General features: G+C 61.8%; 21 protein-coding genes. 11 read left to right on the top strand and 10 right to left on the bottom strand.

Annotation, left to right across the window (positions count from 1 at the left end):
• Nucleotides 1-262 precede the first annotated feature (262 nt).
• From N5D61_RS25750 to N5D61_RS25740, 3 genes are all read right to left on the bottom strand, one after another.
• On the bottom strand, nucleotides 263-1,507 hold the full coding sequence (locus N5D61_RS25750) for a lipoprotein-releasing ABC transporter permease subunit (RefSeq protein WP_108240014.1): 1,245 nt from the start codon (nucleotides 1,505-1,507) through the stop codon (nucleotides 263-265).
• Nucleotides 1,508-1,571: 64 nt separating this feature from the next.
• Nucleotides 1,572-2,255, bottom strand: coding sequence for a lipoprotein-releasing ABC transporter ATP-binding protein LolD (gene lolD / locus N5D61_RS25745; protein ID WP_177411128.1), 684 nt, complete (start codon nucleotides 2,253-2,255; stop codon nucleotides 1,572-1,574).
• 7 nt (nucleotides 2,256-2,262) lie between these two features.
• Nucleotides 2,263-3,513: a lipoprotein-releasing ABC transporter permease subunit gene (locus tag N5D61_RS25740; protein WP_279894675.1), complete on the bottom strand. Its 1,251-nt coding sequence runs from the start codon at nucleotides 3,511-3,513 to the stop codon at nucleotides 2,263-2,265.
• 125 nt (nucleotides 3,514-3,638) lie between these two features.
• Here N5D61_RS25740 and N5D61_RS25735 point away from each other — a divergent pair, with 125 nt between their 5' ends.
• Together N5D61_RS25735 and N5D61_RS25730 are read left to right on the top strand one after the other, a co-directional pair.
• Nucleotides 3,639-4,226 carry a PilZ domain-containing protein gene (locus tag N5D61_RS25735; protein WP_279894674.1) on the top strand — a complete coding sequence of 196 codons (588 nt, stop codon included), beginning with the start codon at nucleotides 3,639-3,641 and terminating at the stop codon, nucleotides 4,224-4,226.
• Nucleotides 4,227-4,262: 36 nt separating this feature from the next.
• Nucleotides 4,263-4,985: a glycerophosphodiester phosphodiesterase gene (locus tag N5D61_RS25730; protein ID WP_279894673.1), complete on the top strand. Its 723-nt coding sequence runs from the start codon at nucleotides 4,263-4,265 to the stop codon at nucleotides 4,983-4,985.
• A gap of 42 nt (nucleotides 4,986-5,027) precedes the next feature.
• Here the strand turns inward: N5D61_RS25730 and sthA are convergent, their stop codons facing one another.
• Both sthA and N5D61_RS25720 read right to left on the bottom strand, forming a co-directional pair.
• Nucleotides 5,028-6,422: a Si-specific NAD(P)(+) transhydrogenase gene (gene sthA / locus N5D61_RS25725; RefSeq protein ID WP_108240019.1), complete on the bottom strand. Its 1,395-nt coding sequence runs from the start codon at nucleotides 6,420-6,422 to the stop codon at nucleotides 5,028-5,030.
• 291 nt (nucleotides 6,423-6,713) lie between these two features.
• Complete coding sequence (locus N5D61_RS25720; RefSeq protein ID WP_279894672.1) at nucleotides 6,714-10,910, bottom strand: DUF6543 domain-containing protein; 4,197 nt, start codon at nucleotides 10,908-10,910, stop codon at nucleotides 6,714-6,716.
• A 293-nt stretch (nucleotides 10,911-11,203) separates the two neighbouring features.
• On the opposite strand from N5D61_RS25720, the gene N5D61_RS25715 reads away from it, so the two are divergent.
• The gene (locus tag N5D61_RS25715) at nucleotides 11,204-12,493 is read left to right on the top strand and encodes an MFS transporter (RefSeq protein ID WP_108240021.1); all 1,290 of its coding nucleotides are present in this window, start codon (nucleotides 11,204-11,206) and stop codon (nucleotides 12,491-12,493) included.
• A gap of 72 nt (nucleotides 12,494-12,565) precedes the next feature.
• Here N5D61_RS25715 and N5D61_RS25710 read toward each other — a convergent pair whose 3' ends face one another.
• Nucleotides 12,566-13,480, bottom strand: a complete 915-nt coding sequence (locus N5D61_RS25710) for a LysR substrate-binding domain-containing protein (protein ID WP_108240022.1) — start codon at nucleotides 13,478-13,480, stop codon at nucleotides 12,566-12,568.
• Between the two features lie 202 nt (nucleotides 13,481-13,682).
• On the opposite strand from N5D61_RS25710, the gene ssuD reads away from it, so the two are divergent.
• A complete protein-coding gene (gene ssuD / locus N5D61_RS25705; RefSeq protein WP_108240023.1) occupies nucleotides 13,683-14,819 on the top strand; it encodes an FMNH2-dependent alkanesulfonate monooxygenase in 1,137 nt (378 codons plus the stop codon).
• A 158-nt stretch (nucleotides 14,820-14,977) separates the two neighbouring features.
• Nucleotides 14,978-16,081 carry a sigma-54 dependent transcriptional regulator gene (locus N5D61_RS25700; protein WP_279894676.1) on the top strand — a complete coding sequence of 368 codons (1,104 nt, stop codon included), beginning with the start codon at nucleotides 14,978-14,980 and terminating at the stop codon, nucleotides 16,079-16,081.
• Nucleotides 16,082-16,232: 151 nt separating this feature from the next.
• Here N5D61_RS25700 and N5D61_RS25695 read toward each other — a convergent pair whose 3' ends face one another.
• Nucleotides 16,233-16,568 carry an antibiotic biosynthesis monooxygenase gene (locus tag N5D61_RS25695; RefSeq protein ID WP_279894671.1) on the bottom strand — a complete coding sequence of 112 codons (336 nt, stop codon included), beginning with the start codon at nucleotides 16,566-16,568 and terminating at the stop codon, nucleotides 16,233-16,235.
• Between the two features lie 175 nt (nucleotides 16,569-16,743).
• Here N5D61_RS25695 and soxR point away from each other — a divergent pair, with 175 nt between their 5' ends.
• Nucleotides 16,744-17,205: a redox-sensitive transcriptional activator SoxR gene (gene soxR, locus N5D61_RS25690; RefSeq protein ID WP_279894670.1), complete on the top strand. Its 462-nt coding sequence runs from the start codon at nucleotides 16,744-16,746 to the stop codon at nucleotides 17,203-17,205.
• A 46-nt stretch (nucleotides 17,206-17,251) separates the two neighbouring features.
• On the opposite strand, the gene N5D61_RS25685 is transcribed toward soxR, so the two are convergent.
• Both N5D61_RS25685 and N5D61_RS25680 read right to left on the bottom strand, forming a co-directional pair.
• The gene (locus N5D61_RS25685; RefSeq protein ID WP_279894669.1) at nucleotides 17,252-18,670 is read right to left on the bottom strand and encodes an FAD/NAD(P)-binding protein; all 1,419 of its coding nucleotides are present in this window, start codon (nucleotides 18,668-18,670) and stop codon (nucleotides 17,252-17,254) included.
• 210 nt (nucleotides 18,671-18,880) lie between these two features.
• The gene (locus tag N5D61_RS25680; protein WP_279894668.1) at nucleotides 18,881-19,645 is read right to left on the bottom strand and encodes a GntR family transcriptional regulator; all 765 of its coding nucleotides are present in this window, start codon (nucleotides 19,643-19,645) and stop codon (nucleotides 18,881-18,883) included.
• A gap of 384 nt (nucleotides 19,646-20,029) precedes the next feature.
• Here N5D61_RS25680 and N5D61_RS25675 point away from each other — a divergent pair, with 384 nt between their 5' ends.
• Complete coding sequence (locus tag N5D61_RS25675) at nucleotides 20,030-21,361, top strand: NCS2 family permease (protein ID WP_108240047.1); 1,332 nt, start codon at nucleotides 20,030-20,032, stop codon at nucleotides 21,359-21,361.
• Nucleotides 21,362-21,652: 291 nt separating this feature from the next.
• On the opposite strand, the gene uraH is transcribed toward N5D61_RS25675, so the two are convergent.
• Complete coding sequence (uraH, locus tag N5D61_RS25670; protein WP_279894667.1) at nucleotides 21,653-22,006, bottom strand: hydroxyisourate hydrolase; 354 nt, start codon at nucleotides 22,004-22,006, stop codon at nucleotides 21,653-21,655.
• Nucleotides 22,007-22,385: 379 nt separating this feature from the next.
• Here uraH and puuE point away from each other — a divergent pair, with 379 nt between their 5' ends.
• The 4 genes from puuE to N5D61_RS25650 all read left to right on the top strand — a co-directional run bounded on the left by puuE (nucleotide 22,386) and on the right by N5D61_RS25650 (nucleotide 25,526).
• Complete coding sequence (puuE, locus tag N5D61_RS25665; protein ID WP_108240029.1) at nucleotides 22,386-23,324, top strand: allantoinase PuuE; 939 nt, start codon at nucleotides 22,386-22,388, stop codon at nucleotides 23,322-23,324.
• Nucleotides 23,321-23,836, top strand: a complete 516-nt coding sequence (gene uraD / locus N5D61_RS25660; protein ID WP_279894666.1) for a 2-oxo-4-hydroxy-4-carboxy-5-ureidoimidazoline decarboxylase — start codon at nucleotides 23,321-23,323, stop codon at nucleotides 23,834-23,836. The genes puuE and uraD overlap by 4 nt, the downstream gene beginning before the upstream one ends.
• 42 nt (nucleotides 23,837-23,878) lie before the next feature.
• Nucleotides 23,879-24,874, top strand: a complete 996-nt coding sequence (gene alc / locus N5D61_RS25655) for an allantoicase (RefSeq protein WP_108240031.1) — start codon at nucleotides 23,879-23,881, stop codon at nucleotides 24,872-24,874.
• Between the two features lie 151 nt (nucleotides 24,875-25,025).
• Nucleotides 25,026-25,526 (top strand): ureidoglycolate lyase, encoded by a 501-nt coding sequence (locus N5D61_RS25650; protein ID WP_108240032.1) that lies wholly within the window; start codon nucleotides 25,026-25,028, stop codon nucleotides 25,524-25,526.
• Nucleotides 25,527-25,622 lie beyond the last annotated feature (96 nt).

The following is a 25,622-nucleotide window of genomic DNA, read 5'->3' as shown; positions in this document are numbered from 1 at the left end:
GGGCACCGATACAGCGCTGTCGCGGGCAAGCGCGCTCCTACGAGGTTTGACCCAACCGATCACGCATACCGATCATCAAGGCCCATGGGGGGCATTCGCTGTGAATCGCAAGATGGGGCAACGCGGTTCACGATCGAGCTGCCAAATTAACTCCGCCCTTGTAGGAGCGCGCTTGCCCGCGATGACGGTGGGTCAGTCACCACGGGGCACCGATACACCGCTGTCGCGGGCAAGCGCGCTCCTACGAGGCTGACCCTACCGATCACTCATACCGCAACGCCTGGGCCGGTTCGATCTGCGAGGCGCGGTACGCCGGGTAAATCGTTGCCAGGAAACTGAGGATCAGGCCCGCAGCGCAGATCATCACCACATCGCTCCCTTCCAGTTGCGATGGCAGGTTGCTGATGAAATACACGTCGGAAGTGAAGATGTGCTGCCCCGTCACCCGCTCGACCCAGCCGACCAGTTGACTGACGTTGATTGCGGCGATCACGCCCAATACGCCGCCGATGAAGGTGCCGATGACCCCGATCACCGAGCCCTGGACCATGAAGATGGTCATGATCTGCCGAGGGGTGGCGCCGATGGTGCGCAGGATCGCAATGTCCGCTCCCTTGTCGTTCACCACCATGATCAACGTCGCGATGATGTTGAATGCCGCGACCGCGACGATCATCAGCAAGAGCAGGCCAATCATCGTCTTTTCCATTTTCATGGCGCTGAACAGGCTGCCCTGGGTGTGGGTCCAGTCATCGGCTTTGTAATTCGAACCCAACCCAGCGGCGATGGCGGTCGACACTTGCGGGGCGGCATACAGGTCCGTCAGGGCCAGGCGCACGCCCTGCACCTGATTCGGCTGCCAGCGCTGGATGGCCGCCGCATCCGCCACGTTGACCAAAGCCATCGAGCCATCCAGTTCGGCGCCGACCTTGAACACACCTACCACCGTCAGGCGCTGCAGTCGGGGCGTGATGCCGCCTGGTTCGTTGCTGATTTCAGGCACGATCAGGGTCAGCTTGTCGCCGACGTTCAAGCGAAACCGGCGCGCGGTGATTTCTCCGATGACCACCCCGAATTCGCCGGGTTTCAGGTCCTGCAGCCGGCCTTGCACCACATGCTGCGTGACGATGGACACCTGGGATTCGAGCGCGGGATCGATGCCGTTGATTTCGATCGGCTGCATCGAGCCCTTGTAAGACAGCATGCCGTCCATTTGCGTGAACGGCACCGCTGCCGTGACCTGCGGGTTTTTCAACGCGGCGTCAGCAGCGGGTTTCCAGTCGTCGAGCGGCTGGACGCCGTCGATCACCGCGTGGGGCACCATGCCGAGCACGCGGGAACTCATTTCCTTCTGGAAGCCGTTCATCACCGACAACACGACGATCATCGCCAGGACACCCAGCGCCAGGCCGATCATCGAGGTCATGGAAATGAACGAGATGAAGTGGTTGCGACGCTTGGCCCGGGTGTAGCGCGTGCCGATGAAGAGGGATAACGGTCTGAACATTCGTGGAGCACCGTAGCTGAATAGGAACACCCCGACGCCAGCAAGCGGCGTCGGGTTCAATGCATCACGCCTCGATGAGGCGGCCTTCTTCCAGACGCCAGACACGGTCCATCTGGCGGGCCAGCGACAGGTCGTGGGTCACCACCAGAAACGCGGTGCGCGACGACGTGCTGAGCTCGAGCATAAGATCCTGGATGCCCTGAGCGGTGTGGGAATCGAGGTTACCGGTGGGCTCGTCGAGCATGACCAAGCCCGGCTGATTGACCAAGGCCCGGGCAATCGCCACGCGCTGACGCTCGCCGCCCGACAGCTCCGCAGGTTTGTGCGCCAGGCGGTGCTTGAGGCCGACCCGCTCCAGCAGTGCCGTTGCACGCTGACGCGCTTCGGGGATCGGCGTCTTGCCGATCAGCAGGGGCATGCAGACGTTCTCCAGCGCCGTGAATTCGGGCAGAAGGTGGTGAAATTGATAGACGAACCCCAGGGCACGATTGCGCAACAGGCCACGGGCCTTTTCGTTCAGTGCCGAGAGTTCCTCCCCCGCCAGCCAGACACTGCCCTGGGTCGGCGTGTCCAGGCCGCCGAGCAGGTTGAGCAACGTGCTTTTGCCCGACCCCGAACTGCCGACGATGGCCACCCGCTCGCCGGGGTGCAGTTCCAGCTGCAGGCCCGACAGCACCACCACCGATTCCGGCCCTTCCTCGTAGGATTTGCCCAGATTGCGGCAGCTCAATACAGCTTTATCACTCATGCGCGACTCACTCATAACGTAGCGCCTCCGCCGGCTGGGTGCGCGCGGCACGCCAGGCAGGATACAGGGTGGCGAGGAAACTCAGGACCAGGGCCGCGCCGCACACCAGCAGCACGTCTTCACTCATCAATTGCGACGGCAGGTAGTCGATGAAATAGACATCTGCGTTGAGAAACTTGTGGCCGATCAGGCGCTCCACCCCAGCGATCGCGGCGCTGACGTTGAGTGCGGCAAGCATGCCGATGCCCGCCCCGATCGCCGTGCCGACGACGCCAATCACGGTGCCCTGGACCATGAAGATGCGCATGATCTGACCCGGCGTCGCGCCCAGGGTGCGCAGGATGGCGATGTCGCCGCGCTTGTCATTGACCACCATCACCAGCGTGGAAATGATGTTGAAGGCTGCCACCGCCACGATCAGCAACAGCAGCAGGCCGATGATGGATTTCTCCATGCCGATGGCCTGGTACAGATTGCCGTGAGTACGGGTCCAATCGCGGGAATAGTACTGGTGCTCGCCCAGGGTCTGAGCGATTTCGTACGCCGTGCGCGGCGCTTTGAACAGGTCGGTGAACTTCAGGCGCAGCCCCTGGACCTGATCGGGCTTCCAGCGATGCAGACGCGCCAGGTCCTGCAGGTTGGTCACCCCCAGGTAGCCGTCCAGCTCCCCTGCCCCGACGTGGAAGATGCCGACCACGGTGAAGCGCTTCATGCGCGGAAACATGCCGGCCGGTGTGACGCTGACCTCGGGGGAAACGAAGGTGACCTTGTCGCCGATCTTCACGCCCAGCTTGCTGGCGGCCTTGTCACCGATGACCACGCCGAAACCGCCGGCGACCAGGTCGTCGAGACGCCCCTGCTTCATGAAGTCGTCGATGATCGACACCTTGCGTTCCTGGGCCGGGTCGATGGCATTGAGCAACACCTTCTGCACGTTCCCGTTATAGGTGAGCAGCCCTTGCATCTGGGTGAACGGAGCGACCGCCTCGACTTGCGGGTTCTGGCTGACGCGCGCAGCAAGAGCAGGCCAGTCAGTGATGGGTTCACCGGACTCGATGGTCGCGTGGGGCACCATGCCCAGCACCCGGGTGCGCATTTCGTGATCGAAGCCATTCATGACCGATAACACGACTATCATCACCACTACGCCCAGGGCGAGACCGATCATCGATGTCAGGGAAATGAAGGAGACAAAATGGTTACGGCGTTTTGCACGGGTATAGCGCGTGCCGATGAATACAAAAAGAGGTCTGAACATGTAAGGGCTTGTTCGGAGGAATGGGAACGTCCTTGTGGCGGGCCTGGGCCTGCGGCTTTACACTCGATTCATTGAGGCGCAATCGAACGCAACACTCTGACAACCGCTGCTACCATGGGTTCGCCATGCCGACACTAGATGAAGAAGAACGCCGCGAATACTACCGTATCGAGGACAGCGTCGCACTGGAAATTCAACGGATTCCGGGGCCGGGGTCCGGGGACGAATACGCTCATGACGACACCTCCACCCTCTTCGACCTGCTGAGCGAACTGCACGTCGCCGAGTTCGAATCCCAACACCTGCTGCGTCAGCTCGACGACCGTGATCGAACCACCAACAGTTTCCTGCGCGCCATGAGCAAACGCATCGACCTGCTCGGGCAGGTGGTCGCGCAGACCGTGCTGGGCAAGCTGGGGGCCCCGCAGAAAGTCATCATGTCCGAGGGCGGGTTGCAATTCGAGTCGCACCAGCCGTTTCCCGCCGGCACGCTGCTCTCGGTGAAAATGGTGCTCATGCCCCAGGCATCGGGCATGATGCTGCGCGCCCGGGTCACCCAATGTCAGTCTCACACCATCGGCGATTTCGAAATCGGCACCGAATGGGTCGACCTCACCGACGCGCAGCGCCAGTTGCTGGCCCGCCACATTCTGCAGCGCCAGGCCGCGCAGCGCCGCCAGGCCCGCGAGCAAGGCAATCCTGCCCCTCATTGACTCACTGCTTCACGCACGTTCAACCAAGGAGAAGATGTGACCCTTATTTACGGCCACCGCGGCGCCAAAGGCGAAGCACCGGAAAACACCCTGACCAGCTTTCAGGAGTGCCTCAAACATGGCGTCAAGCGCTGTGAACTGGATCTGCATCTGTCTCGCGACGGCGAGTTGATGGTCATTCACGACCCTACCCTCAAACGCACCACCGACCGTCGTGGCAAAGTGGTTGAGCACACGGCGGCCGACTTAGTGACCTACGACGCGCGCAAGGGTGGGCCGGGCTGGGTCCAGCCGTGCCCGATCCCGCGCCTGGAAGAGTTGTTCGAGAAGTGCGATTTCGATCACTGGCAACTGGAGGTGAAAAGCGCGTCTCGCACCCGTTCGGCGACGACGGTGTTGGCCATTCGGGAGATGGCCGAGCGTCACGGCTTGCTGGACAAGGTCACCATTACGTCCAGCTCGCGGGAGGTGTTGAGCGCCGCGCTGGAATTGACGCCGGACCTTTCCCGGGGCCTGGTGGCGGAATACGCCTGGCTCGACCCGCTGAAGGTCGCGCAGAACTATGGCTGTGAGATCCTGGCGTTGAACTGGACGCTGTGCACGCCCGAGCGCCTGAAAAAAGCCCAGAGTCAGGGGCTGCATGTGTCGGTCTGGACCGTCAACGAGCCTGCACTGATGCGCAGGCTCGCCGACTTCGGCGTCGACAGCCTGATTACAGACTTTCCCGGTTTGGCCAGCGCCACCCTCGGGAATTACTGAGATCGGTCACCCCGGCCGGCTCAGGCCACCGGCCGGAGCCGCTCAAAAAAGCCGGTTGAGGCCATCGTATGCCGCCACCCGATAGGCCTCGGCCATGGTCGGGTAGTTGAAGGTGGTGTTGACGAAATACTTGATGGTATTCAACTCGCCCGGCTGGTTCATGATCGCCTGCCCGATGTGGACGATCTCCGAAGCCTGGTCGCCGAAGCAATGCACCCCGAGGATCTGCAAGGTTTCGCGATGGAACAGAATCTTCAGCATGCCGACCGGCTCGTTGGAAATCTGTGCGCGGGCCATGCTTTTGAAGAATGCCTTGCCCACCTCGTAGGGAATCTTGGCCTGGGTCAGGTCATGTTCGTTCTGGCCGATCGAGCTGATCTCCGGGATGGTGTAGATGCCGGTCGGCACGTCGTTGACGAAGCGCCACGTGCCGTTGTCCACCGCCTTGCCCGATGCCGAACGGCCTTGGTCGTAAGCGGCACTGGCCAGGCTCGGCCAGCCGATCACATCGCCTGCGCCATAAATGGTCGGCTGGCTGGTCCGGTATTCCTCGTCGACCTCGATCTGGCCACGGCCGTTAGCCTTGATGCCGACGTTTTCCAGCCCCAGCTTGTCGGTATTGCCTGTCCGACCGTTGCACCAGAGCAAGGCATCGGCCTTGACCTTCTTACCGGATTTGAGGTGCAGGATCACCCCATTGTCCAGCCCCTCCACCCGCTCGTACTCCTCGTTGTGACGAACCATCACGTTGTTGTTGCTGAAGTGATAGCTCAAGCCTTGCGAGATTTCCGCATCCAGGAAGCTCAGCAACTGGTCACGGTTGTCGATCAGTTCGATATCGACCCCCAGGCCACTGAAAATCGAGGCATATTCGCAGCCGATGACGCCCGCCCCGTAGATGATCAGTTTGCGTGGCGTGTGATTGAGGCTGAGGATGGTGTCGCTGTCATAGATACGCTTATGGTTGAAATCGATGTCAGCCGGACGATAGGGGCGCGAGCCGGTGGCAATGATGATCTGATTGGCCACCAGCTTTTCCACCACGCCGGTGTTGCAGACCACATCGATGGTGCGCTCGTCGGCGAAGCTGCCGGTGCCGAAAAAGACATCGACGCGATTGCGCGCGTAGTACCCGGTGCGTGAGGCGACCTGTTTGTTGATGACCTTCTCGGCACTTTTCAGCACGTCGGGAAAGGAAAACCAGCGTGGTTCACCGATGGCCCTGAACATCGGGTTGGTGTTGAACTGGATGATCTGCTTGACCGAGTGACGCAGCGCCTTGGACGGAATCGTGCCCAAGTGGGTGCAGTTGCCACCGACCTGGCGGCGGCTGTCGACCATCGCCACCTTGCGCCCAGCCTTGGCAGCGTTCATCGCCGCGCCTTCTCCCGCCGGACCGGAACCCAGCACCACTACGTCGTAGTTGTAGACAGCCATGCGTACTCCTCAGAACAGGCCGAGACGCCACGCTGGCGTCTCCGGCTAACTCACACCGCCACGAACGGCGTGAAGAACGAAACTCGCGGCGCAGTCTAATCGCCCTGCGCAGCAGCGAACATTAACCCTTGGTCGTGTCACGGACGAATGAGGCGATGGCCCATGACGCTCGGATAGCCGGTCGGGTGCCGGATTGCTGCGGATGATAATGCCCCTGGCACCCGGAATCCCAATAAAAGCTGCAATTTTGTGCGTTTGCAGGCGTCCGGTCGAGGTCTTGGTGGGTTTCGATCAGCGTGCCAGCGGCAGAAACAGGCGCTGGGCGACGTCCATGCCTATGCGGCTGCGGTAAATGCTCACCACCTCGCTGTCGGTCTTCGCGGCCCTCACCTGCGCCTTGTACCCGACGAAACGCTGCGCCGGCAGTTTCAAATGCGCGGTCAGGAACGCTGCGGCACCGGCATCCTCGCTCGCGTAGTGAAAGTGCGCCCACCACAACTCGCGTTGCTGCTTGTCGCGTATCACGTACTCCTGAAGAAAATCATTGCGCTTGCTGCCCGACATATTCTTTCGTCCGTCGTACCGAGCGATATCGATCTCGTTTTCGTGGGCCAGGTAGCTCAACCGCGCCGCCGTCGGCGGTTGCGCCTTGATCATGGCGATGCGCAGCGCCCGCCCCTCGTCCCGTAACCGCGCGGCACTCGAACGTAACGCTTCCACAGTCTGTCGAAAGGCATCGGCCGGTGTGTGGGCGGTGTTCGCTTCCCGCTTCGCCACGAGTCGGTCAGCCAGGGTGCTCAGGCTGTCGGCATGGGTGGCGAGCATGTCCTGAATGTCGGCCGGCTCATAAGGGCGTCTTGCCAGACGCCGTGCGCTGGCGATATTCGCCTCGACTCGCCCGAGGGCCACGCGGGCCTGGTCGTGCAGCTCACTTAGCGCGACGTCGAGCACTGCTGCTACCGGGCGATCGGAAGGCTGCGCCTGTTGTGCTTCGACCCACTCCCCGTTGTCATGCAGGTGATAGGTGCTGACGACCGTTTCGTCGGTGCCCTTGATGATGTCCACCACTGCACCGGGCAGCTCCGACTCGCCTTCTCTCACCCGACCCACCAACGTACGATGCCCTCGGGTCTTGATCACCCGCTTACGAGGCTGCTTGATGGCCGGCACATACACGACGGGCTTTTCCGGCGGCTCCGCACTGTCTCTGACCAGGCTGGACAGGCGGTGCTCAGCGCGGGCGACCACCTCGTTGAACGCGTCGAAAAACCGCTGGTAGTGCACCGTATCCAGCGTCTCGAACGCGTTGTCCTTCGCATGGTTCATGATCAACGCACAACGCTCGTACTCGCGGAGGGAGCTTTCGAGGACGTCGATCTGTGCGGCAGGGGTGTAGTCATTAGGCCTCTCCAGCTCGGCCTGAGAACTGACAGCTTCATGCAAGGCTTCGTCGGTACGCAGAGCCTTGAGCCTCTGATCGCCTAGCCCGGACAGAATGTCTTCCGGGGTAAAGCTCAGCTCCAGCAACGACCACATGCGGTCGATCCGCCATTCCAGAGGGCTCATCAAGCCGTTCTGCTGCAGCTCCAGCACTTCATCGCGCCAGTACGCCTCGCCCACCTTCGGGATTTGCCTCAACCGCTGCCAAAGACGGTCTCTGACCTCCGACCAGTGCACGCCGCGGTCTTGCAACGCGGCCATGTCTTCGAACAGCTTCAGGTAGGCATCGACATTGTTCGCGGCGACCATGCCGTCGGACCCGGCGCGCAAATCCTCCAGCAGGCCGCGCGCCAATTTGGAGGTTTTCTGCGCCAACACACTTTCCAGAAACGCGATGCGTCGCACCACGCCTTGAAGATCGGCCGCCATGGTCTTGTCCCCCAGGCGGTCAGCAACACGTAGGGTTCGCTGCAACTGATCACGCTCTTCGAAGACGGCGATGAGCGCGTTCAGGTCGGTTTCGATCAGGTCATACAGTGCGGGCGGCAATTGCCGATCGGTTCGGCGACAGGTTTCGCCCCAACCGACGAATTTGTCGTATAACGCGAGCTTGCGCTGAACCAGCAACGCATCCCGCTCGGTGACGTCCCGGAGTGTGGCGGCATTTTCCTGGGCCATCAGGCGCGCATTGCGCTTGGGCCCTCCCCCGCGCAGCTTCAGGGAGAGATCGATGACCCAGTGCTGACCATCCCGACGCAACAATGGGCCGGTCAAGTCTTCACCCTGAGGCGCGACCACTCGGACTTCACCGTTGACGAACGCCACGCGGTATACGCCGCTGTCGAGCTTCACCCGCCACTGCTGCCCATGCCGATACAGTCCTTCCCTGCCCGGCTCGGTGGACGGCAGACCCAGCTCCGGCTCCGGCACCAGCTTCAGACGCTGCAGCGCCTCAGCCTGGTCGGCCGTCAGCCGCCGCCCCAACGCGGACCAGGAAAAATCCAGTGCCTCCTGGGCGCTCAAGGCTTCAGCCCCGACGGCATCGGCCGTCGGGGCCTCACCCACCGATTCGGTCGCCTGGGCCGCCGACGCTTCGCTTGGGCGACCTCGCCCATGCAGCAACACCATTGCCAGCGTTACCAACAGCGCATTCCAGGCGTCGATGCGCTCGGAATCGGCCTTGCGACGATCGACCGCCAAGACACGGTCTGCGGCGCTCATCAATTGCACCAGCCAGACGGCCATGGCCACGCCGCCGTTGAGAAACGGTAGGACCACCTCCAGCGTCAGCCAACCGCCGCGCTGGATCATCGACCAGCGACTTTCCGCGTTTGATACCGATTGCCGGTCAGCCAGTGTCACCAGGGCGTTGGCATTGGTGTCGAATAATACCTGCATCACGTCACCGGTGATTGCCACGGCGCTCAACTGCGCCGGCGCAGGCGTTTGCAGGGGCGCGAAGTCCGATCCCAGGCCGAAGCGGACGATGTGCGGTGCCTCGAAGCCGCCATTGGCGTAGCGTCCGCGCCCGTGCTCCGTCATCCACGCCAGTACCTCGTCTTGCAGGTCCTGCTGCGAAACGACGGCGTCTCGCAGTGCCGTCCAGGTCGCGTATTCCGACAGCGGCAACTGGGCGAACGGACGATAAAGAATGAAGGGGCCCGTATCGGTGCGGGATGGGCCGATGACGAACATGTTGCAGACTTCATCAGGGCGGGCATCCGGCGCACTCAGAAAGCCCAACGGGCGTAAGACCACATCGCGGTCAGGCACCTCGTCCAGCAACGAACAGACCATCCGATACCCGCTTTCGGTGAGTTGGCCCTGTTGACGAAGTTTCTGTTCCAGCGCCTTGAGCGGTAACTGCACCTTCAACTGGTCGGCGAACAGTCGCTTTCGCCTGGCGGCCTGCACCCTGTCGCTGATCAGGTAGTGACGCACTCGCGCGGGGTAGACCTCGCCGATGTTCACTCTCGAAACCAGATCTTTCAGATAATCGGGGGTCAGCCATGCGGGCAGCGGTCCACCGTCGGCGAGCGTCAAGGTGAGGGTGCCGGGGGGCAAGCTGGCCAGATTGCCGAGTGCAAAAGCGGCAACGCTCATACGTACCGGTTCGATGCTGCCTGTCGCAATGATTTGCCCGGCGGAGGGCACCGCAGCGGCGACCACCTTCGCGATGTGCACGGTGACGTCATCGAGGGTCAGATGGCTGGCTTCGGGATGATCCTTTCTCAGCTCATCCTGCATGGCCTTGCGCGCGTAATCCTGAATCGGCGGCAGATCGTCATCCCATGACCGCCCCCCTGCTCGCGCGGTGGTCACGGCCAAGGCCGTCAGCCGCTCGCTGAAGTCCAGCCGGTCACGCGCAGAAGCACTGCTCAGCCAGGTCGGGAGCTGGTCCAGACGCGAAACATGAGGCGCCAGCCGCTTGCGGTGGAAGTCATCGAGCAGTGGGCTGATATCGGTGACATTGGCGATATAGCGCTCGATGTCGTCGAAGTCGGCGAGCCCCTGTGCGCAGACCTGCAGAATGGCCCGCACTTGGGCGTCAAGCACGTTGAACGCGCGACGCGGGTCATCCATGCCCTGAACGCCCTCGATCGAGCCGCTTTCGACACGGGCCTGCTGTTCGAGCCGCTCCGCCAACTGCAGGGCCGGGCTCTGCGATCCGGGCTCGGCCCGGTCCCAAAAGGCGATCACTGCCTGCGCGAACGTGCGAGGAAGCTCCAGCGCGACGCTGTCGATCAGTTCGGCCAGTTGCTCGACATCGACGTTGTCGATGGGCGCCCGTCCGTTGACACCCGCTGTCACCAGCGTCTGCACCCCGCTTCGCCAGCGTAGGGTCTTGCCGGTCGCGAAACGCCAATGGAGGGCTGAAACCAGCGTCTCACCCGTGTCCGGAGGTGGGCCCACGACCCTTGTGCTGTCAGGATCGAGGTGCGATGCGGGGAAGCGGACGTCGAGTTCGGTTTTTAACGCGGTCGTGGCCACGGAAGACAATCGAGGGCGTCGGGAAAAGGTATCGATGAGGTCAAGGCGGGTTGGCATGGTGAAAGGTCTCGCGCAAATCACTGAACGCTGGACGTGCAGGGCGTCCAGCTCTAAAGGTCAGGCGAGTTAACGGGATAAGCCCACTGGGTGTGACATAACTATGTAGTGCGATCAGCGGTAAGGCATGGGGCGAACCGAGGTGTATGACGAATGTCTTCTGATTGCCATCCGCCAGTTTTACACATATCGTTACAAATCTGCGCCGTGAGAGGCCAAGCCCGGACGGCGCAGGAGAGGACGCATAAATACAACGGATCCCCCCAGCTAGACAGCAAAGTGAGTAATTTCAAATGGCCTCGAATACAGGCAAAGGCAAGGCGATATTTCGCGTTGTCAGCGGCAACTTCCTTGAAATGTTCGACTTTATGGTCTACGGCTTTTACGCCACTGCCATTGCCAAAGCATTTTTCCCAGCCGACAGTGAATTCGCATCCTTGATGCTGTCATTGGCGACCTTCGGCGCAGGCTTCCTGATGCGCCCCCTGGGGGCCATCTTTCTCGGCGCCTACATCGACCATCACGGCCGCAAGAAGGGCCTGATCATCACCCTGGCATTGATGGCCATGGGCACCCTGTTGATTGCCTTCGTGCCGGGCTACGCCACATTGGGTGTGGCGGCGCCGCTCTTGGTGCTGATCGGCCGCCTGCTCCAGGGTTTTTCCGCCGGCGTGGAGCTGGGTGGTGTGTCGGTGTACCTCGCCGAGATTTCGACGCCGGGCCGCAAAGGCTTCTTCGTTAGCTGGCAGTCCGCAAGCCAACAGGCCGCCGTGGTGTTCGCCGGGTTGCTGGGGGTTGCCTTGAACCACTGGCTCACCCCCGAAGACATGACCCAGTGGGGCTGGCGTGTACCCTTCCTGGTGGGCTGCATGATCGTTCCGGCGATCTTCATCATCCGTCGCTCGCTGGAAGAAACGCCTGAGTTCGAAGCCCGCGCGCGCCACCACCGCCCGACCTTGAGCGAAGTGGTGAAATCCATCGGCGCCAACTTCGGTCTGGTCGTGGCGGGGATGGCCCTGGTGGTCATGACCACCGTGTCCTTCTACCTGATCACGGCCTATACCCCGACCTTCGGCAAGACCGAACTGCACCTGTCTGACCTGGACAGCCTGTTGGTGACCGTCTGCGTGGGGATTTCCAACTTCATCTGGCTGCCGGTGATGGGCGCCGTATCCGACAAGATCGGCCGCAAGCCGCTGCTGCTCGCTGCCACCATCCTCGCCATTGTCACCGCCTACCCGGCCCTGTCCTGGCTGACCGCCAACCCCAGCTTCGGCAACCTGTTGATGGTCGAGTTGTGGCTGTCCTTCCTGTACGGCTCCTACAACGGTGCCATGGTGGTGTCCCTGACCGAAATCATGCCAGCGGAAGTGCGCACCACGGGTTTCTCGCTGGCCTACAGCCTGGCGACCGCAACCTTCGGCGGCTTCACGCCCGCGGCGTGCACCTACCTGATCCACGAGCTGAACAACAAGGCGGCCCCTGGCATCTGGCTGAGCGGCGCTGCCGTGTTGGGCCTGATTGCCACGCTGGTGCTGTTCCGCAAAGGGCAGAATCAGGTGCGGGGCGCGGCGACAGCCTGATCGCCTGCCCACGACACTGGCCACGACGCCCCGGAAACGGGGCGTTTTCTTTTGCGCCGCCTGCGCGTCGCGCTACAAGGACAACCCTTGAAAGTGGGCCTGGAGAAACTCAACGCATGCCCGCAGCTTGCCTGAACTGGCCAGCCGCGTCGGGTAGACGGCCCAGACATTGGCGCTTTCGGTGTACTCGGGCAGCACCTGCACCAACCGGCCTTGCTCCAGAAACGGTTTGACGTCCCACAGCGACCGTTGCAGCACCCCTCTCCCATCGAGGGCCCATTGCAGAACGATCTCGCCACTGTTCGAAGACAGCGGGCCGCACACCCGGACACTCTCAGCCACACCCTCCCGTTCCACTTGCCAGATGCCGAAAGCATTGTCCCGCTCCTTGATCACCAGGCAGTCATGGTGCTCCAGGTCGCTCAAGCGCTGTGGCGTGCCGCGCCGTGCGAGGTACTCCGGCGCCGCGCACAGCACCCGGCGGTTGCTCACCAGCTGGCGGCCGATGTGTTGGCCGGGAATGTCATCGCCGACGCGGATCTCCAGGTCGAAGCCCTCATCGACGATATTGACCACTCGGTCGAACACGTCCAGGCGCACTTCAAGCTCCGGGTAGGCCTGCGCCAGTTTCGAAATGGCCGGGGCAACGTGATGACGGCCGAAACCAAATGAAGTGCACAAGTGCAACCGACCACGGGGAGCGGCATGGGCATCGGAAAGTTCGTCATGCAGGCGCTGGAAATCCTCGAGGATGCGTATCGCCCAACGCTGAACCCTTTCGCCATCTTCGGTCAGTGCCACCTTGCGGCTGGTGCGATGCAACAACCGCGTCGCCAGGGTCGCTTCGAGGATCTGAATACGTTTGCTGACATAGGCTGGAGACAAGCCCAGCTCATCGGCCGCCGCTGCAAAGCCGGCTTTGCGGATGACGGTCAGGAATACCCGCAGGTCTTCGGGCAGGGGTGCCACTTCTTTTTTTGAGGTCATGCGGCTTCTTTCAACGTGCGTCATGGGTGGGGTGCGTGCGACGGAGAATACCATTCCGAGCCAGACACCCATTTCAAAACGTACCGGCATATCTCCGAATGCTATAAAAATATGGAATTCAGTTCTTTTACGGAATAACTCACAACCTCTATAAATAGTCCACTTCTTCCAAAAGCCACTGATTCAGCTCGAAGGACTTGTCATGGATGTTTTCTGGTTTCTCCCGACTCACGGCGATGGCCATTACCTGGGCACCACCCAGGGCGCGCGCCCGGTTACGCTCAACTATCTGAAGCAAGTGGCGCAGGCGGCCGATGATCTGGGGTACCACGGCGTATTGATCCCGACCGGTCGCTCCTGCGAAGACTCCTGGGTCATCGCTTCGGCGCTGGTGCCGCTTACCGAGCGGCTGCGCTATCTGGTGGCGATCCGTCCCGGCATCATCTCTCCCACGGTCTCCGCACGCATGGCCGCGACCCTGGATCGGCTCTCCGGTGGTCGCCTGCTGATCAACGTCGTGACCGGCGGCGACCCCGACGAAAACCGGGGCGACGGCAGCTTCCTCGACCACAGCGAGCGCTACGAGGTCACCGACGAATTTCTGAAAATTTGGCGCCGGGTGCTGCAAGGCGAAGCGGTGGATTTCGAAGGCAAGCACCTGAAGGTCCAGAATGCCAAGGCGCTGTATCCGCCGATTCAGAAGCCCTATCCGCCGCTGTATTTCGGCGGCTCTTCGCAGGCGGCTCACGAACTGGCGGCCGAGCAGGTCGATGTTTACCTGACATGGGGCGAACCCCCGGCAGCGGTGGCGGAGAAACTCGCCGACATTCGTGAGCGCGCCGCCCGCAATGGCCGCACCGTGAAATTCGGCATCCGTCTGCATGTGATCGTCCGCCAGACCAGCGAAGAAGCATGGAAAGCCGCCAACACCCTGATCGAGCACATCAGCGACGAAACCATCGCTGCCGCCCAGAAATCTTTCGCTCGCTTCGACTCCGAAGGCCAGCGCCGGATGGCTGCGCTGCATGATGGCCGTCGTGACAATCTGGAAATCGCGCCCAACCTGTGGGCCGGCGTAGGCTTGGTACGGGGCGGCGCGGGCACCGCGTTGGTCGGCAACCCTGAAGAGGTCGCGGCGCGGATCAAGGAATACGCCGACCTGGGCATCGAGAGCTTCATTTTTTCCGGGTATCCGCACCTGGAAGAAGCCTACCGCTTCGCGGAGCTGGTGTTCCCTCTGCTGCCTGAGCCCTACCGCAGCCTGGCCGGTCGCGGCATCACCAACCTCACCGGGCCGTTCGGCGAAATGATCGCCAACGATTTGCCGCCGCAAAAATAGCGCGCCATGAACACTCTGTGGCAGTGAGCCTGCTCACTCCCGCAGGGGCCCCGCACACCGTGCGACCGCGTCCAGTTCGGAGAGCCGGTCTCTCCCACCGCGACCAGGAGCCCCCCTTGATGACTGCCAGCGTTCCGTTTCAACCACAAGTGATACCCATGCAGCTATTGACCCTACCGCCCTCGCCCGCATTGGCCACGTCGATCCGCGCCACTGCGCAGGTGTTCGAGGACCCCAAGTCACAAGCCTTGCTTGCCCATGTGCAACAGGTCGCACCCAGTGACGCCAGTGTCTTGATCATTGGCGAAACCGGCACCGGGAAAGAGTTGGTGGCGCGCCACATTCACAACCTCAGCGCTCGCCGCCACCAGCCGTTCGTGGCGGTCAACTGTGGAGCCTTTTCCGAGTCGCTGGTGGAGGCCGAACTGTTCGGCCATGAAAAAGGCGCCTTCACCGGTGCCTTGACCGCCAAGCCAGGCTGGTTCGAAGAGGCTAACGGCGGCACGCTGTTCCTCGATGAAATTGGCGATCTGCCCATGGCCATTCAGGTCAAGCTTTTGCGCGTCTTGCAGGAGCGCGAAGTGGTCCGGCTGGGCTCGCGCAAAAGCACGCCGATCAACGTTCGGGTGCTGGCGGCAACCAACGTGCAACTGGAGCGGGCCATCAACGCCGGGCATTTTCGCGAGGACCTTTTCTACCGCCTGAACGTGGTCAATCTCGAGTTGAGCACCTTGCGCGAACGCCCTGGCGACATCATGCCCTTGACCCGTCACTTCGTTGAAGTCTACAGCCAGCGGTTGGGCTGCGGCCCGATTCAGATCAGCCACGAAGCCGAGTCGAAACTTCGCGCCTACGGATGGCCGGGCAACATTCGTGAGCTGGAAAACGTCATCCATCACACCCTGCTGATTTGCCGTAACGGGGTCATCCAGGCCAGCGACCTGCGCTTGTCGAACCTGCGTCTGGAGCGTCAGGACGACGCGGCGCCTGCGACGGACGATTCCACCGACGCCCTGCTCGCCCGGGCGTTCCAGAACCTGTTCGAGGAGCAGGCTGGGGCCTTGCATGAGAAAGTCGAAGACGCGCTACTGCGCGCCGCCTATCGCTTCAGTCATTACAACCAGGTGCACACCGCTCAACTGCTGGGCTTGAGCCGCAATGTGATCCGCGCCCGGCTGATCAAGATCGGGGAACTGGCGGTGAACAAGCGGCGCCCCGGCGAGCAATTGCAGGGTGACCGAATGGTGCAGGTGTCGGTATGACGCGACGGGGTCGCCTCGCTCGCGGCCACGGCGACTGTGCGTGACCCACGCGTGCCGATTGCTGCGAAAGAGATCCGACGCCAGTGCCCCGGCTTGCGGCAAGCCGTCGGCCAAGGTCTGCGGCACGACACGGCCCGGCATCGTTCGCGCTTCAACGCCGCCCGACGACTTCGCCAACTTGCTCATACGCGTTGAAGGTGATGGCTTTGGTCTGGTACGCACGGATCAGCCCCCAGACATCCCCCTCACCCTGCTCCGAATTGGCCACCGCCGCCTCACAATCCTCCTTGGACTGCCACAGCACATGGCTGAGCACGCGCTGACGATCTTCGCTGACATGCACACTGGCGCGAATGAAACCCGGATAGGTCCGAGTGAACCCTTCGAAGCGTTCGTTGAGGGCCACCACCAAATTGGCCTGGTGGCGCGGATCGACGACGAATTCGACGAACTGACTGAAAGGAAAGTTGGGGTGTTGTGACGTCATGAACGCTCTCCACAGATGGACGAAAACGCTGAACAGCATGCTGTCGGCCCGCTTAGTCGACACTACGTTTCTTGCGCCGCATTGCCTGTTGCGGACCGAGGCGAGCAAGGGTAAAACCTCCACTTAACTAGAGGTCAAGCCCTTAGCCTATCGATCAAGTGAACCGAGACCTCCCATGCGTACCCCTGAATCATTGCACTTGGCCCGGGAATTGACTGTGGGGCAATTATCTGCCCGCAGCGGCGTGGCCATCACGGCCCTGCGCTTCTATGAAGCCAAAGGCCTGATCGCCAGCCAGCGCAACGCAGGCAATCAGCGGCGCTACCCCCGCGATGTGCTTCGCCGGGTGGCCCTGATCAAGACGGCACAGCGCCTGGGCATTCCGCTGGCGACCATCCAGGCAGCGCTCGATACCTTGCCTCAGGACCGAGCGCCGACAGTCGAAGACTGGAACAGGTTGTCGGCCTGTTGGAAAGCCGACCTGGACGAGCGCATCAATCGCCTCACGGCATTGCGCGACCAACTCGATGGCTGCATCGGTTGCGGCTGCCTGTCCATGGAGGCCTGCCCCCTGCGCAACTCGGGTGACAGCCTCGGCGAAAGCGGCACCGGCCCGCGCCTGCTGGATCAGGACTGAAGCCCTGCGGGCCGACATGCTCGCCGCGGCGGCATCGGCCCCGCGGTCATCCGTCGATGGCCACCAACCGCGCCGCCAACGCCTTGGCCTGTAACGCCACATCCGTCACCGCCGTGCTCTCCCACCACAGGCCACGCAACGGCGGGCCCATGGCGAACAGGCGCGAGGACGCCTGCCCTTGCGCATCCACCACGGCGCCGCCGGCGTCCGCCGCAATGCCCAGCGCCAGCGGCCCCGGCTGGATCAGCCCGCGCCTGAGCAGGTTGACCGGCAGCGGTTTGTCCACCCGCCGCCAGTCGTATTGAATACCGCTGGAGTTGATCAATGCGCCGCCGCTGATTTCAGTCGCGTGGTCGTCGCCCCGATAGCGCACGCTGATCCGCACCTGACCCGCTGCCTTGTCGTGCACCTGTTGCAAGCACGCTGCATGAACGTTCAGGCGCCCTTGTTGAAGAAGCCGGTCCAACAGTTGTGCGCTCGACGGTGGCGAACGATGGTGATGGCTTTCCCACCAGGGCCGGACATGGCGCACGAATTGCCGCCGCTGACGGTCCGTTGCCTGACTCCACAGACGCGGGATATTCACCCGAACCGTGTCCAGAGGCGCCTGCCAATCGATGCCCTGCGCGATCGCCAGCGCGCACTGCTGACGCAGGGCCCGCACCAGCTGCCGAGGGCTGCGCAGGCCGTGATCGGCTCCCAGAAAATCCGGCCAGGCTGGTGGTTGGCGGCGCACATGGGGCAGCAGACCATGACGCGAAAACACGTCGATGGGGCCTCGATGCCCGGCTGTCTCCAGCGAAACAACCGCATCGACCATGGTCAGCCCGGAGCCAATGATCAGCACCCTTGCGTGAGGGTCGAGCGCTCGCATGGCCGCAACGTCCCAGGGGTCGACGGCCGCCGCGTTCAGCGCACCGCCATCGCGCTGAGGTGTGCGCGCCGCCGCGAACATGCCGGTCGCCAGCACCCCAAACCGCCCGTTCAGCAGCCGGCCGTCGGCCAGGGAAACCTGCACGCCCGCTGCATCGCACTGCAGGTCCGTGGCTTCGGCGCGCACATGCTCGACCGTCGACCCATATTGCGCGCCCACGGCCTGGGCTTCGGCCAGACGTTGCTGAACGTAGCCGCCAAAAATGCCCCGCGGCGGAAACAGTTCGGCGACGGGGACATGTTGCTCGTCCGACTCCGGCCAACCGCCCCGGGCGATGAAATCGCTCAACCAGCGAGTCAAGTCATCGGGATCGTCCGGTTCGACCGCCATCCGCGCGGCGTTGCCGTTGAGGGTGTGTCCCAATTCGGTGGCGCTGTACGCCTCGCCTCGCCCGAGCTCCGGCCTCGGCTCAACGATTACGATCTGCCGTTGCCCCGGCAGACGCAGCAGTTGCATCGCCAGCAGCGTGCCGCTGAGGCCACCGCCTACGATCAGAACGTCGGCGTCGGGTCGATTGTTTTCTGAAGTCATTGTCGTTCGCCTTTTCTTCGCCACTACGGCGCGCACGCCCCGATTATGGAGAGGGTGCCTGTGGATTCAAACAGGACGTTGGTCGGCCCGTTCCGGTACGAAGGATGCAAGGCAGGAAACAGGCCTGAAAACGGCCTGTTTTGCTGGGTCAAAGGCGGGCAAAGTGTTGAGGGTGTGTTGCCTGAGCAACACGTGACGATCCGATGGCGATCAGATCGTCGTGCTACGCCCCGGCTTTTTCCGGGGCAGCATCAGGTGCGAGAACACCGCGTGCAGATCGTCCGATGCACTGTCCTCGTCCAGGTTGAGCTTGCTGTCGATGTGATCCATGTGGTGCATCATCAGATTGACCGCCAACCCCACGTCCCGCGCCTCGATGGCGTCGATCAACTGCGTGTGTTCGTCATAGGAACAGTGGGATCGGTTGCCGCTCTCGTACTGGGCGATGATCAGCGAGGTCTGCGACACCAGGCTGCGCTGAAAGCTGATCAACGGCGCGTTCTTCGCCGCCTCTGCCAATTTCAGGTGAAACTCGCCGGACAAGCGTATCCCGGCGCCCCGGTCGCCTCGCGAAAAACTGTCGCGCTCATCGCTGACCATCTTGCGCAATTCGTTGAGCTGCTCGGCAGTCGCATGCTCCACCGCCAGTTCGGTGACTGCCTTTTCGACCATCCGACGGGCGAAAAACACCTGCCGCGCCTCTTCGACGCTGGGACTGGCGACCACCGCACCCCGGTTCGGCCGCAGCAGCACGACGCCTTCATGGGCCAGCCGCGACAGCGCACGCCGGATGATGGTGCGGCTCACGCCGAAAATCTCGCCCAGTGCCTCTTCGCTCAGCTTGGTACCCGGGGCCAGGCGTTGCTCGAGGATCGCCTCGAAAATGTGGGCGTAGACAATGTCGTCCTGGGTACCGCTGCGGCCTGCCTTGGCGGCACGAGGCTGCTTCTTGAGGGGTTGCAACTGATCGTTCATGGGCACTCGTGAGATCTGGATCCGGCTCGGGGCCGTGGCCGTGACGGCTGATGATCGGCGGGCCGAGGCCTATGCCTGGCAGGGATCGCCGTGAATTCATCGTGTAGATAATGGCGCATTGTACACAGTGCGCACCGTCTGAACACTTTTCCGCGCAACCACCCGTTATGCACACAATCCTGGAAAACATCGCCACGGGTTTAAAAACATTATTTGCATTTTTTGTATACAACCGCATAATCCGCGGGTGCAAGTTCCTGACCTTTCAGTCAACAAACGGCTGCCAGATCGACCCGCTTGAGAGAGCAGTTACCGGCTCTGAAAAAAACAACAAAAACGTCCGAGGATTTCACTGTGGAAAGTCGCAAAACCGAAACCACGCCGCTGGATGCTCCCCCACACCCACGCAGCCATCCACGCATTGGCCTGCTGGAACGCCTCTTCAAGCTCAGCCTGCATGGTACGAGCGTCCGGACCGAGCTGCTGGCTGGCCTGACGACATTCATCACCATGGCTTACATCATCTTCGTCAACCCCAACATCATGGCGGACGCCGGCATCGATCACGGGGCGGCGTTCGTTGCGACCTGCATCGCCGCGGCACTGGGTTGCCTGCTGATGGGGCTGTACGCGAACTGGCCGGTCGGCCTGGCACCGGGCATGGGTCTGAACGCTTTCTTCACCTACACCGTGGTCGGCACCATGGGCTACAGCTGGCAAACAGCCTTGGGCGCGGTGTTCATCTCGGGCGTGATTTTCATGATCCTGACCCTTTCACGCATTCGCGAGTGGCTGCTCAACAGCATTCCGGTGAGCTTGCGTTTCGCCATGGGCGCCGGGGTCGGGCTATTCCTCGGGCTGATCGGGCTGAAAACCGCCGGCATCGTGGTGGACAGCCCGGCCACGCTGATCAAACTGGGTTCACTGCGCGAACCCGGGCCGCTCTTGGCGGCGGTGTGCTTTTTGATGATTGCGGTGCTCAGCTACCACCGGGTATTCGGTGCAATCCTGATCAGCATCATCACCGTGACCCTCGCAGGCTGGGGTCTGGGCCTGGTGCATTACAACGGGATTTTTTCCGCACCGCCGAGCCTGGCGCCGACCTGGATGGCCATGGACATCGCAGGCGTGTTCAACGTCAGCATGATCAGCGTGGTGTTGGCCTTCTTGTTCGTGCACATGTTCGACACCGCTGGCACCTTGATGGGTGTCGCGCAACGCGCGGGGCTGGTGAACGACGACGGCCGCATCGAAAACCTGTCGCGGGCTCTGAAGGCCGACAGCGCCTCGAGCGTCGCCGGGGCGATGGTGGGGGTTCCGCCGGTCACCAGTTATGTGGAAAGCGCATCGGGTGTCGCCGCGGGGGGGCGCACCGGTCTCACCGCGGTCACCGTTGGCGTCCTGTTCGTCGCGGCCATGTTCTTCGCGCCGCTGGCGGGCATGATCCCCGCCTATGCCACTGCCGGCGCGCTCATCTACGTGGCGATGCTGATGATGGGCGGCATGGCGCACATCGAGTGGGACGAAGCCACCGATGCCATCCCGGCCATCGTCACCGCAATCATGATGCCGTTGACGTTTTCGGTGGCTGACGGCATCGCGTTGGGTTTCATCACTTACGTCGTGCTGAAAGCAGGAACAGGACGCCACAAGGAAATCTCCGTCAGCTTGTGGGCGCTGTGCGCCATTTTCATCGCCAAGTTCGTGTTTCTCTGATCGGGATGATGCCTCGGTCGCGGGGGGCTAGTCGGGCGCGCAGAGCCGCGCCCTTCAGCAATCGTCCGCCAGCCGCGGCACCCGCCATTGTGTGCCCGCATCGAACTGACTGGCTACCCGGGCCTCGCCGATCAGCGTGGTCAGATACGCTCCTCACGAGCCCCTGCCAATGACCCCGACCCCTTCCTCCCCCGGATGCAGCACGCGAAGGCGAAAAAAAGCCCGCTGTGTGGGGCGGGCAAGAGGAACAGGGGCAAAGCGATGGCGCAGGTAAACCTCGAGCCGTCGCGGCTAGCTGCCGCGGTAAGTGGAATAGCTGTAGGGCGAAATCAACAAGGGGACGTGGTAGTGATCCTGGTTGGCGTCGATACCGAAACGCAGCACGACCACGTCGAGGAATGCCTGATCACCCAGCGTGACACCCTTGGCGCGGTAATAGTCCCCAGCGCTGAACTGAAGCTGATAGACCCCTGTCCGGTAGTCGTCGCCCTGCAAAAGCGGTGCGTCGCAACGACCATCGCCGTTGGTACGCGTCTGCGTCAGTTTTTCCAGACGTTCGCCCTCGACCCGATAAAGGACGATGTGGAGATCGCTGCCTGGACAGCCGTGCGCGGCATCCAGAACATGTGTGGTCAGTCTTCCCATGGCGTGTCGTGGCCTCACTTGGATTTCAGGTGGAATGCGCACTGTTTCGGTGCCTTTTGAGGGACACGACAGTGCAGACGATGGTTGATTAAGACACTTTAAACGCAGATTGTACACAATTAAATACTAGCCATACCCCTGAGTCATCGACCGCGCGCGCAAAACGTCGAGCCCTCGGGCGTTTCGGAAAGTATTGAGTTTTTTCGACAGTTCCTGACCAATCAGGCAAGTTTCTTGCAGCGGGCATGGCAGTCGAAAAGATGAAAAAACAGCATTACAAATTGCGAATAAGGTTGTATACAATCTATCCATCGCTGCGGCGGTCCTGCCCTTTCCATCGACCGCCGCCACAGACAACACGTAGATAAGGAAGATTGCAGTGAGCGCCGACTATCCACGCGACCTGATCGGTTACGGCCGTAACCCGCCCCACCCACACTGGCCAGGCAACGCCCGTGTCGCGCTGTCGTTCGTACTCAACTACGAAGAAGGCGGCGAGCGCAACATTCTGCATGGTGACAAGGAATCTGAAGCCTTCCTGTCAGAGATGGTCGCGGCGCAACCGCTGCAAGGCCAACGCAACATGAGCATGGAGTCGCTGTACGAATACGGCAGCCGTGCGGGCGTGTGGCGCATCCTCAAGCTGTTCAAGCAATTCGATATTCCGCTGACCATCTTCGCCGTGGCCATGGCCGCCCAGCGTCACCCGGACGTGATCCGCGCGATGGTTGAGGCCGGTCACGAGATTTGCAGCCACGGCTATCGCTGGATCGACTACCAATACATGGACGAGGCGCAAGAGCGCGAGCACATCCTTGAAGCGATCCGCATCCTCACCGAGCTGACCGGCGAGCGCCCGCTGGGCTGGTACACCGGCCGCACGGGCCCCAACACCCGACGCCTGGTGATGGAGGAAGGAGGCTTCCTCTATGACAGCGACACCTACGACGACGACCTGCCGTACTGGGAGCCGAACAGCCCAACCGGCAAACCCCATCTGGTGATCCCGTACACCCTGGACACCAACGACATGCGCTTCACTCAAGTGCAAGGCTTCAACAAGGGCGACGACTTCTTCGACTACCTCAAAGACGCGTTCGACGTGCTTTACGCCGAGGGTGCCGAGGCGCCGAAGATGCTGTCCATCGGTCTGCACTGCCGCCTGATTGGCCGCCCTGCCCGCCTGGCCTCGCTGCAACGCTTCCTGGAGTACGTCAAAGGTCACGAACAGGTGTGGTTCGCCCGCCGCGTCGAGATCGCTCGCCACTGGCATGACGTGCATCCGTTCCAGCCCACTGTGAAGGGAGCCGCCAAGTGAGCCGCTTTCAAACCCTGACGCCCTCTTCCCTGAACCGCGAAGCTTTCGTCGAAGCCTTCGCCGACATCTACGAGCACTCGCCTTGGGTCGCTGAAAAAGCCTATGACCTGGGCCGTGACGACGACATCGATGACATCGACGTCCTGCACGCCCGTATGAGCGACATCCTGTTGAGCGCTGATCACGCAATGCAACTGGCGCTGATCAACGCTCACCCGGATCTTGCCGGCAAAGCCGCCGTGCAAGGCCAACTGACCGAAGCCAGCACCCAAGAACAGGCTGGCGCCGGTATCCACCAATGCACGGCTGAAGAGTTTGCACGCTTCACCGAGCTGAACGACGCCTACAAGGCCAAGTTCAAGTTCCCCTTCATCATGGCGGTGAAAGGCAGCAACCGGCATCAGATCCTCGCGGCCTTCGAGACGCGCATTCACAACTCGGTGGACACCGAGTTCGCCTGCGCCCTGGCCGAGATCAACAAGATTGCCATGTTCCGATTGCAGGCCCTCTGACCGACCTTCTCCCACGCCCATTACTCAAGGCAGACAAAAAGAATGAAAGCTTACGCCGTACCCTTCGAAAAATTCGTCAACCTGGCCGACGCCCGTCTGGGCACCAAAATCCTGTCTGTGACCGACGACTGGTTCGCCGACGCCAACCGCCTGTTTCAGCCCACCCCAGCGGTGTGGAAAGAGGGCGTGTTCGACGACAACGGCAAGTGGATGGACGGCTGGGAATCGCGCCGCAAGCGCTTCGAAGGTTATGACAGCGCCGTGATCCGCCTGGGCGTAGCCGGTTCCATCAAGGGCGTGGACATCGACACCTCGTACTTCACCGGTAACTACCCGCCGTCGGCCTCGCTGGAGGCCTGCTTCCTGGCCTCGGGCGAACCGGACGAAAACACCGTGTGGACCGAAGTCCTGCCGGCTGTCGAGTTGAAAGGCGACAGCCACCACTATCACGAAATCAGCGACACCCAGGCTTACAGCCACCTGCGTTTCAACATTTACCCCGACGGCGGCGTGGCGCGTCTGCGCGTGTACGGCGTGCCATTCCGTGACTGGTCGGCGGTGGGTGACAACGAGCAGGTGGACTTGGCGGCTGCCCTGAACGGCGGTCGCGCACTGGCGTGTTCCGATGAGCACTTCGGCCGCATGAGCAATATTCTCAACCCGGGCCGTGGAGTGAACATGGGCGACGGCTGGGAAACTGCACGTCGACGCACCCCGGGTAACGACTGGGTGATCGTCGCCCTGGGCCACGCCGGTGAAGTCGAGCAGATTGTCGTCGACACCCTGCACTTCAAAGGCAACTACCCAGACAGTTGCTCGATTCAGGGCGCGTTCGTCAAAGGCGGCACTGACAGCCAGATCGAAACCCAGAGCCTGTTCTGGCGCGAACTGCTGCCGAGCCAGAAACTGGAGATGCATGCAGAACACACGTTCGTCGAGCAGATCAAGGCGCTGGGCCCGATCACCCATATCCGCCTGAACGTATTCCCGGATGGCGGCGTAAGCCGCTTGCGTGTGCTGGGCAAGGTGGCGAAGTAAACGCATGACCTTGTAGGAGCGCGCCTGCCCGCGATTGCGTTATGCCTGTGCCAATTGTGGTGACTGACACACCGCGTCGCAGGCAAGCGCGCTCCTACAGGAATTGCGCAAGACGCATATTTATCTAGAACTTGAGAACAGAAGAACCCGCATGCGCAAACTGATTATCGAACCGTTGACCAAAGAAGCCTTCGCGCCTTTCGGTGATGTCATCGAAACCGACGGCAGCGATCACTTCATGATCAACAACGGCTCGACCATGCGCTTCCATCGGCTGGCCGAAGTTGAAACGGCGACGCCGGAAGACAAGGCGATCATCAGCATTTTCCGCGCCGACGCGCTGGACATGCCGTTGACCGTCAGCATGCTGGAACGCCATCCGCTGGGCAGCCAGGCGTTCATTCCGCTGCTCGGCAACCCTTTTCTGGTCGTGGTCGCGCCACTTGGCGATGCACCTGAACCAGAGCTGACCCGTGCCTTCATCACCAATGGCAGGCAGGGTGTTAATTACCATCGCGGCGTCTGGCACCACCCGGTGCTGACGATCGAAAAGCGGGATGACTTCCTGGTGGTTGATCGCAGTGGCAGTGGCCATAACTGCGATGAGCATTTCTTCGAAGAGAGTCAGAAGATGATTCTCGATCCCCACTAATAAGAAGGGCCTGGAAACTGGTCAGGCTCGCTCCAGAGGTTTTGACGCGAAGGTCAGGCAAGGCGAAAACAGCCTTGGAAGCGGCGTTTACGGGTT

It is taken from the genome of Pseudomonas sp. GD03842 (assembly GCF_029841165.1).
In the GTDB taxonomy this organism is placed as follows: domain Bacteria; phylum Pseudomonadota; class Gammaproteobacteria; order Pseudomonadales; family Pseudomonadaceae; genus Aquipseudomonas.
Note: the sequence above shows the minus strand (reverse complement) of the source record. Positions and strands in the feature narration are given on the sequence as shown.

Coding starts and splice junctions, on each gene's coding strand:
- N5D61_RS25750 (WP_108240014.1), bottom strand. CDS start 1,507: ATGTTCAGACCGTTATCCCTCTTCATCGGCACGCGCTACACCCGGGCC.
- lolD (WP_177411128.1), bottom strand. CDS start 2,255: ATGAGTGATAAAGCTGTATTGAGCTGCCGCAATCTGGGCAAATCCTAC.
- N5D61_RS25740 (WP_279894675.1), bottom strand. CDS start 3,513: ATGTTCAGACCTCTTTTTGTATTCATCGGCACGCGCTATACCCGTGCA.
- N5D61_RS25735 (WP_279894674.1), top strand. CDS start 3,639: ATGCCGACACTAGATGAAGAAGAACGCCGCGAATACTACCGTATCGAG.
- sthA (WP_108240019.1), bottom strand. CDS start 6,422: ATGGCTGTCTACAACTACGACGTAGTGGTGCTGGGTTCCGGTCCGGCG.
- N5D61_RS25720 (WP_279894672.1), bottom strand. CDS start 10,910: ATGCCAACCCGCCTTGACCTCATCGATACCTTTTCCCGACGCCCTCGA.
- N5D61_RS25715 (WP_108240021.1), top strand. CDS start 11,204: ATGGCCTCGAATACAGGCAAAGGCAAGGCGATATTTCGCGTTGTCAGC.
- N5D61_RS25710 (WP_108240022.1), bottom strand. CDS start 13,480: ATGACCTCAAAAAAAGAAGTGGCACCCCTGCCCGAAGACCTGCGGGTA.
- ssuD (WP_108240023.1), top strand. CDS start 13,683: ATGGATGTTTTCTGGTTTCTCCCGACTCACGGCGATGGCCATTACCTG.
- N5D61_RS25700 (WP_279894676.1), top strand. CDS start 14,978: ATGCAGCTATTGACCCTACCGCCCTCGCCCGCATTGGCCACGTCGATC.
- N5D61_RS25695 (WP_279894671.1), bottom strand. CDS start 16,568: ATGACGTCACAACACCCCAACTTTCCTTTCAGTCAGTTCGTCGAATTC.
- soxR (WP_279894670.1), top strand. CDS start 16,744: ATGCGTACCCCTGAATCATTGCACTTGGCCCGGGAATTGACTGTGGGG.
- N5D61_RS25685 (WP_279894669.1), bottom strand. CDS start 18,670: ATGACTTCAGAAAACAATCGACCCGACGCCGACGTTCTGATCGTAGGC.
- N5D61_RS25680 (WP_279894668.1), bottom strand. CDS start 19,645: ATGAACGATCAGTTGCAACCCCTCAAGAAGCAGCCTCGTGCCGCCAAG.
- uraH (WP_279894667.1), bottom strand. CDS start 22,006: ATGGGAAGACTGACCACACATGTTCTGGATGCCGCGCACGGCTGTCCA.
- alc (WP_108240031.1), top strand. CDS start 23,879: ATGAAAGCTTACGCCGTACCCTTCGAAAAATTCGTCAACCTGGCCGAC.
- N5D61_RS25650 (WP_108240032.1), top strand. CDS start 25,026: ATGCGCAAACTGATTATCGAACCGTTGACCAAAGAAGCCTTCGCGCCT.